This window comes from Pseudomonas capeferrum, from assembly GCF_013523055.1.
Taxonomy (GTDB): domain Bacteria; phylum Pseudomonadota; class Gammaproteobacteria; order Pseudomonadales; family Pseudomonadaceae; genus Aquipseudomonas; species Aquipseudomonas capeferrum_A.
Genome location: NZ_JAAMQM010000001.1, coordinates 54,100 through 66,282 on the forward strand (window position 1 = coordinate 54,100; position 12,183 = coordinate 66,282).

Sequence of the window (12,183 nt, forward strand, 5' to 3'; positions counted from 1 at the left end):
TCATGATCACTATTCGCTCCATGACCGTCGAAGACTTCGAGCGCTTCTGGCCCACCTTCCACGCCGTGGTCGGGGCGCGCGAAACCTATGCGCTCGACCCTGCGCTGACCTACGAGCAGGGGCGTCAGCTCTGGCTTGAACTGCCACTGCACAGTTTGGTGGCGGAAGACCGAGGCGAGCTGCTCGGTGCCTACTATCTCAAGGCCAATGCGGCCGGCCCGGGAAAACACGTGAGCAATTGCGGCTACATGGTCTGCGAGGCTGCGCGCGGCCGAGGCGTGGCCAGGGCCATGTGCGAACATTCGCAGAAGCTGGCGCGCCAGGAAGGTTTCCTGGCCATGCAGTTCAACGCGGTGGTGGCCAGTAACGAAGCCGCCGTGGCGCTCTGGCAGAAACTGGGCTTCGAGATTGTCGGTCGACTGCCAAAGGCCTATCGACACGCCCGACTGGGCCTGGTGGATTGCCTGGTGATGTACAAATGGCTGGCCGACGAGCCCGTGGTGGAGAAGCCACCACTGCTCATCGGACGCAAGAATATCGAGGCACGCGTTTCGCGTCGGCGCGGGCGATGAGCGCCTGAGCCTGACGACCGGCTGATACAGCGACCGCTTCGTCATCCGGCTCTGCAAGGGGGCCGAGTCGAAGCTGCCTTGCCGCCGAATACCTCAGGTCAGAACGCCAGACCTACCTTGAAACCATACTCGTCGCGCTTGAGCTTGGTGTTGTCCGCCACTTCCGAATTGCCGTCCAGCTTGTATTCGGTGCGGTGTAATAGACACCGGCGTGGATCGGCAGGTCGCCTTGCTGGTTCATCAGCAGGCTGACTTCAGCGATTTGCCTACTCAAGGAACTGGGTGACATTGACCGCCGCTGCAGCGTGCCCGTAGTGCAGGTGATCGGCCAAGGTCAGGAAGTGACGGAGGTGGCGTAGCTCGATCATCAATTCACCAAACGCATCAATTCGGCACTTATTAATCATTGGACTGAATAGATAGTCAACACTAAGCTGGTGGCGCCTGATTCCCTTCCTTGACGTGGAACCCATGTACACCGTACTCGCTATTGTTCTACCTATATTTGCCTTGATTCTGGTGGGCTACATCTGTCGGAAAACCGATCGACTCGGAGAGAAAGCTGCGTCCGAAATCAACAAGATGGTGGTATGGCTCTGTCTTCCGGCTTTGCTCTTCAAAGTGACGGCTACGGCGACGTGGGCTGAACTCTGGCAACCGGGATTTATCATCTCGTTTGGCGCCGGCACCCTTTTCATCTTCGCCGCCACCGTCGTTTGGCGGCTTGTCACGGGTCACAGCCTGGTGACATCAAGCATTGACGGTCTGAGCGCAGGCTATGCGAATACTGGCTACATAGGCATCCCGCTGTGCGCGATCATTTTTGGGCACCAGGGTCTGCAACCCGCGCTCATTTCGACGCTAATCGTGGTATGTCTGCTTTTTGCCATTGCAGTTGTCTTTATCGAAATCGGACTTCAGACGGAAAAGCATCTGGGCAAAGCCTTTGCCGTGGTCGTGACAGCACTCTCAAAAAACCCGCTCGTCATCGCTCCCATAGCGGGGGCAGTCTGGGCCGTTACAGGCCGTGGGCTCGCCGATCCTGTCGTACATTTCCTGGACATGCTCGCGGCGGCGACAACCCCTTGCGCTCTGGTGTCACTCGGTCTTTTCCTCGGCCGGAAGACGAGTGCCGCCAAGGACACGAAAGCCAATCCTTGGCCTCTGGTCACGATCAAGTTGGTGGGTCAACCGCTACTCACCTGGGTACTGGCGTTCAAGGTATTCGCGTTGACGCCGCTGTGGGCAAATTCAGCAGTGCTGCTCAGTGCTCTGCCGACGGGAACTGGGCCATTCATGCTGGCGGAATTTTACCGACGTGAAGCCGGGCTGATTTCGAGAACTATTCTGGTGTCGACACTGGGGTCGCTAGCCACATTGACGGCACTGATCATCTGGATGCACTTCGGGCAGCCTCCCGCTTGAAGCGGTGATACAACAGTATTCCGCCTTTCTGGAACACGGCATTCTGGTCCAGGTGAAGAGGCAGGGTTGGCTCGCACCCTGCCATCAGCGATACCACACCGCCCCACGCATTCCAAACGCTAAAAAAGAGTTACCTAGCAAGACGGATAACGTTATAAAATAACGTTTCACTTGGTACTGCATCGTCATGTACGTCTGCGCAGGCTCCAGCTGTAACGGACCTTGAAGCTTGTGACTTGGCGCCAGCCGCTCTAGTATGCGCGCGCCGGTTTCCACACGGAACTAACAGGGAATCCACGGCTGCCTTGCGCATGCCAACTGGAACTGCCCCCGCAACTGTAGGTGCCGAGCCTGCTCCATCGATGCCACTGGGATGATTGCCCGGGAAGGCTGGAGCCGGGCCGCGACGCACCAGTCAGGAGACCTGCCGGCACAGAATCAACCAACCGGCGGGGTGTCCGGGATGGTCATCTCTCCCCTTCCGGGGTGTTGCCCCATGCTCTGCGCGTGGGGCTGGCGATGCCTGTCCGTGCGTATGTCCCGTGCACCGATGATAGGAGATCGCCACACCATGTTGCCTCGTCTGTTCACCCTGTTCGCCGGTCTCGGCTTGTCTGGCATTGCCCAGGCTGCCGCGACGCATTATCCGCTGACGATCGAAAACTGCGGTATGTCGCAGACCTTCGAGCAAGCGCCTCAGCGCGCCGTGACCATCGGCCAGGCGGGCACCGAGATGCTCTACGCCCTGGGCCTGGGCGACAAGCTGGTCGGCACTTCGCTATGGTTCAATGATGTGTTGCCCGAGTACCTGGCGCAGAACGCCAAGGTCGAGCGTCTGGCCGACAACGATCCCAGCTTCGAGTCCGTCATCAACAAGCGCCCGCAGCTGCTTGCCGTCCAGCTGGAATGGATGGTCGGACCGCAAGGTGTGGTGGGGACTCGCGAGCAGTTCAACGAGCTGAAGATTCCGACCTATCTGATGCCTTCCGACTGTGAGGGCAAGGACAATCTGGTCGGCGCCGATGGTACTCGCCTGCAGCCCTTCCGGATCGACAGTGTCTACAAGAGCGTCAGTCAGCTCGCCGAGATCTTCGATGTGCAGGATCGAGGCGAGGCGCTGAACGCCCAGCTCAAGGCTCGCATGGGCAACGCCGTGGCCAAGGTGAAGGGCAAGGATCTGTCGCAGGCCAGCGCGCTGTTCTGGTTCTCCAGCGCCGACCTGGATATCGATCCCTATGTGGCCGGGCGCAAGGGTATTCCCGATTTCATGCTCGACACACTGGGTGTCAGGAATGTCGTCGAGTCCAATGAAGAGTGGCCGACCGTGGGCTGGGAAACCCTGGCGAAAGCCAACCCGACCTGGTTGGTGATTGCCCGCATGGATCGGCGCCGCTTTCCCGCCGATGACTTCCAGAAGAAGCTCGAATTCCTGCGCAGCGACCCTGTGACCCGAAACATGGATGCGGTCAAGCAAGGCCGGATCATCGTTCTCGACGCCCATGCCATGCAGGCCAGCACGCGCCTGTTCAGCGGCATGAACGTGTTGGCTGAAGCTTTCGCCACCGGTAAAGCACCCCAGCCATGACACGTCTGTTGCCTTACAGCGCTGCGGCACTGGTCGCGCTGCTGCTGGCTCTGCTGGCCGGCATCGCCATCGGCGAAACGCAGCTGTCGCCGAGCGTGGTCTACCAGGTCCTGGCGAATCGCCTGTGGGATGCCGGATATCTGGTCGACCCGATCGACCAGGGTATCGTCTGGAACTATCGCCTGACCCGTACCCTGGTTGCCGCCGCCTGCGGCGCCGGGCTCGCGACCTGCGGCGTAATTCTTCAGGCCTTGCTGCGCAACCCGCTGGCCGAGCCCTACCTGCTCGGCCTGTCGGCGGGTGCGTCGACGGGTGCGGTGATGGTGGCCTTGCTTGGCCTGGGTGCTGGTGCCCTGTCGTTGTCAGGGGGTGCTTTCGTCGGGGCTCTGCTGGCCTTTGCCCTGGTCCTGCTGCTGGCCCGTGCCAGCGGCCCCACCGCCAACAATGCCCAGGTGATTCTTGCGGGGATCGCCGGCTCGCAGCTGTTCAATGCCTTGACTGCCTTCCTCATCACCAAGTCGGCCAGTGCCGAGCAGGCGCGCGGCATCCTCTTCTGGCTGCTGGGCAACCTCAGTGGCGTGCGCTGGCCCTCGGTATGGCTGGCGGTGCCTGTGGCCTTGGCTGGCCTGGCGGTATGCCTCTGGCACCGGCGGGCACTGGATGCCTTTACCTTCGGGGTCGATTCGGCCGCCTCGCTGGGCATCCCGGTGCGCCGAGTACAGTTGCTGCTGATTACCTGCGCGGCACTGGTGACAGCCGTGATGGTATCGATCGTCGGCGCCATCGGTTTCGTCGGCCTGGTCATCCCTCACGCCCTGCGCCTGTTGTTGGGCGGCAGTCACAGTCGCCTGTTGCCGGCCAGTGCGTTGGGCGGGGCCTTGTTCCTTATTGCCGCCGATATCCTTTCGCGGACCTTGATCACCGGCCAGGTCATACCCGTGGGGGTGGTAACGGCGCTGATCGGTGCCCCCGTGTTCGCCCTGATCCTGGTCAGCCGCAGGAAGCAACGATGAACATCATGACCTCCGCCCCACCGGTCGCGCTGCTGGCATGCCAGGGCCTGGGTTTCCGCGTGCGCGATACTCAGTTGCTCTATGGCATCGACCTCAACGTCAATCCGGGCGAGACCTTGGGCATCGTCGGCCCCAATGGCTCGGGCAAGTCCACTTTGCTCAAGCTACTGGCAGGTCTGCGTACCCCCAGCAGCGGTAGTGTTTACCTGCTGGAACAGCCCCTGACACGCCAGCCGCGACGGCAGATCGCCCAGGCCCTGGCGCTGGTGGAACAACAGGCCGATACCCATGACGCCATCAGCGTGTTCGACGCCGTGGCGCTGGGTCGTACGCCCTGGTTGTCGGCCCTGGCGCCGTTTTCCGCCGAAGACACCGCCATTGTCGATCAGGCCCTGGCCGACGTGGATGCCTTGCACCTGCGCCAGCGAACCTGGAGCAGCCTGTCCGGTGGCGAGCGGCAGCGGATGCACATCGCCCGCGCCCTTGCCCAGCGCCCACAACTGCTGCTCCTGGACGAGCCCACCAACCACCTGGATATCCAGCACCAGCTGAGTCTGCTGCAACGGGTCCAGGCGCTGCCGGTCACCACCCTGATCGCCCTGCACGATCTCAACCAGGCGCTGACCTGCGACCGTCTGGCCGTGCTCGACAAAGGTCGATTGGTTGCCTTGGGGGCGCCTCTGGAGGTGCTGACCCCGGAACGGCTGCTCAAGACCTTCGGCGTACATGCCCATTACCTCACCGACCCGTTCGACGGCGCATGCATCCTGCGCTTTCGCGCCCCTTGAAATATGGACACTTTTCCCATGCTGTCTCGATCCCTGCCCTTGCTGCTGTGCATTACCCTCCTTGCGCCCACCGCGTTGGCCGACGTCCACGAGGTCAAGATGCTCAACCGCGGCGCCGATGGCGCCATGGTCTACGAGCCGGACCACCTGCATATCGAGGCCGGCGACACCGTGCGCTTCCTGCCGACCCAGAGCGGCCACAACGCCGCCAGCCTGCCAGGGCTGCTGCCGGACGGTGCGCAGGCGTTCAAGAGCAAGATCAACCAGCCTTTCGAACAGACCTTTACAGTGCCTGGCCTGTACGGCATCCAGTGCATACCGCACCTGGCCATGGGCATGGTCATGCTGATCCAGGTCGGTGACGCAAAGGGCGCACCAGCCGCTCTTCCGGACAGCCTGCCGCCGCGCGCCAAGGCTCGCCTTAGCGCTCAGCAACAGCAACTGGAGGCCAGTCGATGAGCCGCCTGAATCATGGCGCGGCGCTGCTGCTGCCCCTGCTTGGCATAACCCCCCTGGCCCTGGCGGAATCCGCGCAGTCCTCCGCAAAAGGCTTTATCGAGGACAGTACCTGGGGCGTGCTCAACCGTAGCGTCTTCGACCAGCGCGATTATCGCCACGGGGCGAGCAACGGCGCCGCGCGTAACGCCTACAAGCCACGTAGCGAGCGCAACGGCAAGGCCGAGGAGTGGGCATACGGGCTCATGGGAACCTTCCAGTCCGGCTTCACCCAAGGCCTGATCGGAGTCGGGGTCGACGCTCATGCCTACCTGGGCGTGCAGCTCGACAGCGGCGGCGGACGTGCCGGCAAGGCGCGCCTGCTGGGTGTCGATAACGACGGTCATCCCAAGAACGAATTCAGCCGCGCGGGCGCTGCGGTGAAGCTGCGGATGTCCAATACCGTGCTGTCCTACGGCGAGCAACGGGTCAAGACTCCGGTCTTCAGTTCCTCGGACAGCCGCTTGCTCCCGGAGACCGCAACCGGCTTCTTTCTTACCAGCACTGAAATCGACAAGGTCAAGCTGGTCGCCGGCCATTTCAACGAGAGCACCGACCGCAACGCCTCGAGCCACGACCGGGGTTTCGTCGTCAATTATTCGAACGGTCGTCAAGGCAACAGCTTCGATCTCGCCGGCATCGTCTTCAGTCCCGCCGACGCCTTCACCGCCAGCCTCTATACCTCGCGCTACGAAGACACCTGGAACCAGCACTATCTCGGCAGTACCTTCACTCACGCCCTGGATGAACGACGCAGCCTGACCCTGGACCTGAACCTGTATCGCACCACCGACACCGGCAAGGCACTGTCCGGGAGCATCGACAATACGACCTGGAGCCTGATCTCGCGCTACAGCCAAGGCCCGCACACCTTCGGCCTCGGCTACCAGGCGGTGGACGGCAACACCCCGTTCGACTATGTCACCCGCGGCGCCATCTTCATCGGCAACGCGGTACAGATGTCGGACTTCAACGCACCCAATGAAAAATCCTGGCAGGCCCGCTACGACCTCAATCTCGGCGCCTGGGGCGTGCCTGGCTTGAATCTGACGGCCCTCTACGTGCGCGGCTTCGACATCGATGGCAGCCACGTCGACCCTCGTGGCGGCTACGCCTACCTGGGCTATGGCAAGGACGGCAAGCACTGGGAACGCGATCTGGAAGCGCGCTACGTCGTACAGAGCGGCAAGGCCAAGGGCACGACCTTTTCGCTACGGCACAACATGCACCGTGGAGATACCGCGCAGGCTGAGCTCGATGGCGATCAGATTCGCCTGGCAGTGGAGTACCCGCTCACCGGCAGGTTCTGACGAGCGTGGCAAGGCAGCGCATCGTTGCCTTACCGAGGCCATGACGGGCCTGTCTGCTGACAGGTTCGCTGACAAGGAACTGCCAAGGGAGACTCCATGGGACGTTGACTTAATACTGTCATCTTTTGGTCATAGGATTGACCTCACATAGACATCTTTCCCCTTCAGCCTCTGGCTATCTTCATGGATGAACCGCCCCATGCGTCGTGTCGTATTCAATCAGAAAGGAGGCGTAGGCAAGTCCAGCATCGCCTGCAATCTTGCTGCCGTCAGTGCTGCCGAAGGTTATCGCACGCTGCTGGTTGATCTCGACCCCCAGGCCAACTCGACTCATTACCTCACCGGTCTGGTCAAGGATGACATTCCCACGGGCATCGCCGACTTCTTCAAGCAGACACTGGCCAGCACTCCTGGCAGTAAAAAGAATCGCGCGGCGATCACCCGGACTGCCTACCAGAACCTGGACCTGATCACGGCCAGTCCTGACCTCGCCGATCTGCAATCCAAGCTCGAGAGCAAGTTCAAGATCAACAAGCTGCGCAAGCTGCTGGTGGAGCTGTCGGACGACTACGAGCGGATCTATATCGACACGCCACCTTCGTTGAATTTCTATACCTTTAGCGCGCTGGTCGCGGCCGACCGCTTGCTGATCCCCTTCGATTGCGACAGCTTTTCACGGCAAGCCCTGCAGAGCGTGATGGCGCAGGTGGAGGAACTGCGCTGCGACCATAACGAGTCGTTGCGGATAGAGGGCGTGGTGGTGAACCAGTTCGCCCGTCGCGCCTCCCTGCACCAGACCCTGGTGGACGAATTGCTGGCCGACGGATTGCCGGTGCTGCCGGTCTACCTGAGCAGTTCCGTCAAGATGCGCGAGTCCCATGAAGCGTCGGTGCCGCTCATCCACCTGGCGCCGCGCCACAAGCTTTCGCTCGAATTCGTCGACCTGCTCGATGCGCTGGAGCGGGCGGCCTGAGGGCGGCGGTGCCGGCATGGGAAGGATCACGATCTGACAAGGGACCGTCGCTACGTTGCCAGCCCCAGCTGCATGTGGGTGGTCTGCCATACCGGGTCGCTCTCCACATCCATCACCTCGAAACCTTGTTTTTGCCAGAACGCGATGGCACCGGGCAGGAAGGGATGGGTGTGCAGGTACAGGCATTCGACTCCGCGCTTTCGTGCCTGCTCGCGCAATGTGGCGTACAACCGGGCGGCCAATCCGCCTCGACGGTATTCGGGCAGGACAAACAGGCGTACCACTTCCACCACATGCCGTGAACGGTAATCCAACTGGGCGAAGCGGTGGTCGTAGGGCAGGTAGCCGATCGCCGCAACCAGGCGGCCTTGCTCACGCGCGATCAGAAAGCACCCGTCGCCATCCACGTAGACTTCCCGAAAATGCGCCAGATCGGCGGGCATGGGGCCGTCTGCGAGCATCGGGAACAGATCGCGACGGGCGCGATCGACGAACGAGACCACTTCGTCGATGGCCTCGCAGGTAACGGGCGCAATGACGCAGCGATGATCAGTCATGAAACCTCTAGGGCAAGCAGCCGTGGCGTAAAGACAGGCCCGCCAGTTCACCACATCGCCTGGCCTGGCGCACGCCTCGGCATGATAGGCATGGCCCCATCGAGGACCGCCGCATGCGCGGCCGCCCCACCTGGCGGGCGGCCTGGCTGGGCTAGGCCTGCGCGTTGCTCGCGTTGACACCCAGGCGCAGCAGCAGGTCGGGCAGATCCTGGGGCCAGACGGTTTCCGTAGTCTGGCGCAACTGCTCGATGGACCACCAGCGATGCTCGGCGAGCACCTGAACCTCCAGGGGTGTCCAGTGTTCTTTGGACAATGCCTGCTCACCAGCCCGAACCATGAAGAAACGCTCCACGGCCCAGACCTGTTCGCCATCGGGAAGCCGCAGCTCGAAGGCGCGTTGCGCCACGGTGTCGCCCACCGATTCGACACGGATGCCGGTTTCTTCCCACAGTTCGCGAACCGCAGCCTGCTCGAAATTTTCCCCCGCCTCCAGCCCGCCGCCCGGCGTGGCCCAGCAATCGGTGCCGGCCAACGGCCCTTCGCGGTGGAGGAAGCGGAACAACAGGACATGCTGCTGTGCATTGATCACCAGTAGCCTGGCGGAGGGGCGTTCGCGCATATATGAATCCTTCATTTCAGCCGATTTGGCAGATAAGGTCGAGGACAGCGGATCGTGCTCCGGCATGCTAAACCACGCAGGGTTCTAGCGTTGATGTTTTGGTGGTATTTTCCGGGCACCTTCAACCACGTCGGTAGCGTCATCCACGCCACGACAGACCCAGGTCTACCCATGCCTCGTTCGCCTCGATTGCTGTTGTCCCTCGTGCTTCTCGGCGCGCTGGTCGCCTGTGACCAGGAACCAAGCCGGGAAGAGAAGATCCTCGCCGATTTCCCTCTCCAGGAAGTCTACGAGAACAACATCGACAAGATGGCCACCTTGCTGATGAAAAACCATGATCGGGTGCCGAAAGACAAGATCAAGGAGGTACTGCGCCGGCATCTGACGCCCGAAGACCAACATCGGGACGTGATCCGGCTGTACGGCGAAAAGAACTTCACCGATGCCGAATTCGAGACCTTGGTTTCAGCGACCCGTGATCCGGCGAAGGCAAAGGCACTGGAACATACCGTCGAAGGACGGCAACTGGAGCAGAAGCTGAGCCTCCTGATGCTTGAAAGCGCCAAGGACGAACAGTCCCAGGCGCTCGCTCGGGATCGGATGCAGCGTGTGGAAGCGGACCTAGCCGAACTGCAGCAAGGCACATCTTCGCCCTGAGCCGGGCGGCGGATCGGGATGCCGGTCGATGCGGGCGCGTGGTGATAGCCGGCGTGACCTGCAACCGATTGATCGAGCGACGACATCCTGCTGTCCATTGGTAACCCCGCCATGAACAGGAGATCGTCATGTCCCGCTTCGTCCCACGCCCTGCCGTCATGTCCGCGGGGGTCAATGCATGAGCCATGCACGTCTGGGCTTCGCCTGCATGTACCGGCATTCGCTGCGCAGCCTGTCGCTCAAGCAGATCGAAGCGATCGAAAGGACCTTCAACCCGCGCACCACCACCTTGCGCTGGCTTAGCGGGGCCAGCGTCGAGGCGGCAAGGGCCAAGCTGCTGGAGCTGGTGCAGCACAACCTTGCCGCGCAACTGCGCCTGTTGCGCTACGTCGCCGAACAGGCGCCCATGCTGCGCATGGTGCGTCTGAGCAGCGACCTGTTGCCGCTGTACAGCCATGGCGACGTGGCGGCCTATTACCATGAACCCGACATGCAAGCCTGCCTCCAGAGGCAGTTCGCTGAGATCGGCGATTTCGCCCGTAGCGCCGACATACGCCTGTCGTTCCACCCGGGCCAGTACTGCGTGCTGGGCTCGGACCGGCCCGAAGTGGTGGCCAACAGCCTGGCTGAGTTCGAGTACCACGCCGACATGATTCGCCTGATGGGCTACGGTCGGCGTTTCCAGGATTTCAAGTGCAACGTGCACATCGCCGGTCGCCTTGGCGTCGAGGGCGTGCGTGCGGTATGGCCGCGGCTGTCGGAGGTGGCGCGCAATACCATTACCTTCGAGAACGAAGAAAAGACCTATGGCGTGGACCACTGCCTGGCCCTGGCCGACCTCGCGCCGGTAGTGCTGGACATTCACCACTGCTGGATCAACGAAGGCGACTACATCGCCCCCGATGACCCTCGGGTGCAGCGCATCATCGACAGCTGGCGCGGCGTGCGCCCGGTCATGCATTACTCCCAGCCGCCCGAGCACCTGCGGACCCTGGGCTTTGAGCCTGAGGTCAAGCTGGAGATCCCGGCCTTGCTGGAGCAGGTCAACAAGCGCGACCTCTATGCCCACAGCGAGCGCATGTGGAACGACTGGACCAATCGCTACGCGCTTCAGTTTCTCGATCGGTTCGACATCATGTTCGAAGCGAAGCACAAGAACCTGGCGACCCAGGAATTCTATCTGCGCTACTTGGTGGCCAGTGCCTAGCGGTCTTCAAGATCGGGCCTACAGGATGATCCGACAGTTCACGCAGGTTTCATGCCCAATATCGCTCAGTCAAGGAACGACAATCGATTCTCACTGGCTGAAGCTTAGCCTTCGGCTTCTAACGTCTTCCGTGAGGCCGATGGCCTCATCGCGGGACAAGCCCGCTCGCCACCGGGACGCGGCTGCGAGGACACTTTCTTGCTGGCTGAAGCTTAGCCTTCGGCTTCCAACGGCTTCTCTGAGGCGGATGGCCTCGTCGCGGGGCAAGCCCGCTCGCCACCGGGACGCGGCTGCGAGGACACCTTCTTGCTGGCTGAAGCTTAGCCTTCGGCTTCTAACGTCTTTCGTGATGCGGATGGCCTCGTCGCGGGGCAAGCCCGCTCGCCACCGGGACGCGGCTGCGGGGACACCTTCTTGCTAGCCGAAGCTTAGCCTTCGGCTTCTAACGTCTTCTCTGAGGTTGATGGCCTCATCGCGGGGCAAGCCCGCTCGCCACCTGGAATGTGTTGTCGCAGCGCCGCGTACCGGTGGCGAGCGGGCTTGCCCCGCGATGAGGCCATCAGCATCACAAAAGCTCGAGAGGCTAACCTTCACACTGTAAGAATCGATAGCTTTTCCTTGCTGGACCGACTTGACGCGGCCAGACGGCTTTCAACTCGACCGCGCCCTGCAAACCCGACTCAACGTACGCTGCCAGGCCCTGAGCTTGAAAGACATGCCCGGCTTCGCCGCCGACGCACAGGGCAACACCCAAGGCAACGTACTGGTCGAATACGCACCCTGGAAAACAGGACGCTGGTAATCGTCGATCGTGGCTATTGGCTACATCGGGACGAACGTTCGCTGCCCCGAGGAGTCGGTAAATGAGGGGGCCTAGGGCTGAAGGCCAGTCCCCTTTTTGCCTGGCATCGACACAATGGGGTCCCATGAAAGAAACCTTTGCAACCTCGGTTCAGCACGGCACGCCCGTGCGTGACGAAAA

General features: G+C 61.8%; 13 protein-coding genes and 1 riboswitch. Of the genes, 11 read left to right on the plus strand and 2 right to left on the minus strand.

Annotated features, from left to right (window positions below):
• Positions 1-2 precede the first annotated feature (2 nt).
• From G7009_RS00280 to G7009_RS00315, 8 genes are all read left to right on the plus strand, one after another.
• Positions 3-572 carry a GNAT family N-acetyltransferase gene (locus G7009_RS00280; protein ID WP_181127984.1) on the plus strand — a complete coding sequence of 190 codons (570 nt, stop codon included), beginning with the start codon at positions 3-5 and terminating at the stop codon, positions 570-572.
• A 471-nt stretch (positions 573-1,043) separates the two neighbouring features.
• Positions 1,044-1,997, plus strand: coding sequence for an AEC family transporter (locus G7009_RS00285; RefSeq protein ID WP_181127985.1), 954 nt, complete (start codon positions 1,044-1,046; stop codon positions 1,995-1,997).
• A 249-nt stretch (positions 1,998-2,246) separates the two neighbouring features.
• Positions 2,247-2,443: riboswitch (cobalamin riboswitch) on the plus strand.
• 125 nt (positions 2,444-2,568) lie between these two features.
• Positions 2,569-3,582 (plus strand): ABC transporter substrate-binding protein, encoded by a 1,014-nt coding sequence (locus G7009_RS00290; RefSeq protein WP_181127986.1) that lies wholly within the window; start codon positions 2,569-2,571, stop codon positions 3,580-3,582.
• The gene (locus G7009_RS00295) at positions 3,579-4,595 is read left to right on the plus strand and encodes a FecCD family ABC transporter permease (protein ID WP_181127987.1); all 1,017 of its coding nucleotides are present in this window, start codon (positions 3,579-3,581) and stop codon (positions 4,593-4,595) included. Before G7009_RS00290 ends, G7009_RS00295 begins: the two co-directional genes overlap by 4 nt.
• Positions 4,592-5,383, plus strand: a complete 792-nt coding sequence (locus tag G7009_RS00300; protein WP_375139519.1) for an ABC transporter ATP-binding protein — start codon at positions 4,592-4,594, stop codon at positions 5,381-5,383. The genes G7009_RS00295 and G7009_RS00300 overlap by 4 nt, the downstream gene beginning before the upstream one ends.
• An 18-nt stretch (positions 5,384-5,401) precedes the next feature.
• On the plus strand, positions 5,402-5,842 hold the full coding sequence (locus tag G7009_RS00305) for a pseudoazurin (RefSeq protein WP_181127988.1): 441 nt from the start codon (positions 5,402-5,404) through the stop codon (positions 5,840-5,842).
• Complete coding sequence (locus tag G7009_RS00310) at positions 5,839-7,188, plus strand: OprD family porin (protein WP_181127989.1); 1,350 nt, start codon at positions 5,839-5,841, stop codon at positions 7,186-7,188. The genes G7009_RS00305 and G7009_RS00310 overlap by 4 nt, the downstream gene beginning before the upstream one ends.
• A gap of 199 nt (positions 7,189-7,387) precedes the next feature.
• Positions 7,388-8,161 carry a ParA family protein gene (locus tag G7009_RS00315; protein WP_181127990.1) on the plus strand — a complete coding sequence of 258 codons (774 nt, stop codon included), beginning with the start codon at positions 7,388-7,390 and terminating at the stop codon, positions 8,159-8,161.
• 50 nt (positions 8,162-8,211) lie between these two features.
• Here the strand turns inward: G7009_RS00315 and G7009_RS00320 are convergent, their stop codons facing one another.
• Both G7009_RS00320 and G7009_RS00325 read right to left on the minus strand, forming a co-directional pair.
• On the minus strand, positions 8,212-8,718 hold the full coding sequence (locus G7009_RS00320) for a GNAT family N-acetyltransferase (protein WP_181127991.1): 507 nt from the start codon (positions 8,716-8,718) through the stop codon (positions 8,212-8,214).
• A gap of 151 nt (positions 8,719-8,869) precedes the next feature.
• Entirely contained in the window at positions 8,870-9,337 is a 468-nt protein-coding gene (locus tag G7009_RS00325) for an NUDIX hydrolase (RefSeq protein WP_181127992.1), read from the minus strand.
• Between the two features lie 171 nt (positions 9,338-9,508).
• Here G7009_RS00325 and G7009_RS00330 point away from each other — a divergent pair, with 171 nt between their 5' ends.
• The 3 genes from G7009_RS00330 to G7009_RS00340 all read left to right on the plus strand — a co-directional run bounded on the left by G7009_RS00330 (position 9,509) and on the right by G7009_RS00340 (position 12,003).
• Positions 9,509-9,994 (plus strand): hypothetical protein, encoded by a 486-nt coding sequence (locus tag G7009_RS00330; RefSeq protein ID WP_181127993.1) that lies wholly within the window; start codon positions 9,509-9,511, stop codon positions 9,992-9,994.
• Positions 9,995-10,172: 178 nt separating this feature from the next.
• Positions 10,173-11,201: a UV damage endonuclease UvsE gene (locus tag G7009_RS00335; protein WP_181127994.1), complete on the plus strand. Its 1,029-nt coding sequence runs from the start codon at positions 10,173-10,175 to the stop codon at positions 11,199-11,201.
• Between the two features lie 631 nt (positions 11,202-11,832).
• The gene (locus tag G7009_RS00340) at positions 11,833-12,003 is read left to right on the plus strand and encodes a hypothetical protein (protein WP_181127995.1); all 171 of its coding nucleotides are present in this window, start codon (positions 11,833-11,835) and stop codon (positions 12,001-12,003) included.
• Positions 12,004-12,183 lie beyond the last annotated feature (180 nt).

Excerpts from the sequence above, each read along its gene's own strand:
- G7009_RS00305 (WP_181127988.1), top strand. The coding sequence starts at position 5,402 with ATGCTGTCTCGATCCCTGCCCTTGCTGCTGTGCATTACCCTCCTTGCG.
- G7009_RS00285 (WP_181127985.1), top strand. The coding sequence starts at position 1,044 with ATGTACACCGTACTCGCTATTGTTCTACCTATATTTGCCTTGATTCTG.
- G7009_RS00280 (WP_181127984.1), top strand. The coding sequence starts at position 3 with ATGATCACTATTCGCTCCATGACCGTCGAAGACTTCGAGCGCTTCTGG.
- G7009_RS00325 (WP_181127992.1), bottom strand. The coding sequence starts at position 9,337 with ATGCGCGAACGCCCCTCCGCCAGGCTACTGGTGATCAATGCACAGCAG.
- G7009_RS00290 (WP_181127986.1), top strand. The coding sequence starts at position 2,569 with ATGTTGCCTCGTCTGTTCACCCTGTTCGCCGGTCTCGGCTTGTCTGGC.
- G7009_RS00300 (WP_375139519.1), top strand. The coding sequence starts at position 4,592 with ATGAACATCATGACCTCCGCCCCACCGGTCGCGCTGCTGGCATGCCAG.
- G7009_RS00335 (WP_181127994.1), top strand. The coding sequence starts at position 10,173 with ATGAGCCATGCACGTCTGGGCTTCGCCTGCATGTACCGGCATTCGCTG.
- G7009_RS00295 (WP_181127987.1), top strand. The coding sequence starts at position 3,579 with ATGACACGTCTGTTGCCTTACAGCGCTGCGGCACTGGTCGCGCTGCTG.
- G7009_RS00310 (WP_181127989.1), top strand. The coding sequence starts at position 5,839 with ATGAGCCGCCTGAATCATGGCGCGGCGCTGCTGCTGCCCCTGCTTGGC.
- G7009_RS00315 (WP_181127990.1), top strand. The coding sequence starts at position 7,388 with ATGCGTCGTGTCGTATTCAATCAGAAAGGAGGCGTAGGCAAGTCCAGC.
- G7009_RS00320 (WP_181127991.1), bottom strand. The coding sequence starts at position 8,718 with ATGACTGATCATCGCTGCGTCATTGCGCCCGTTACCTGCGAGGCCATC.
- G7009_RS00330 (WP_181127993.1), top strand. The coding sequence starts at position 9,509 with ATGCCTCGTTCGCCTCGATTGCTGTTGTCCCTCGTGCTTCTCGGCGCG.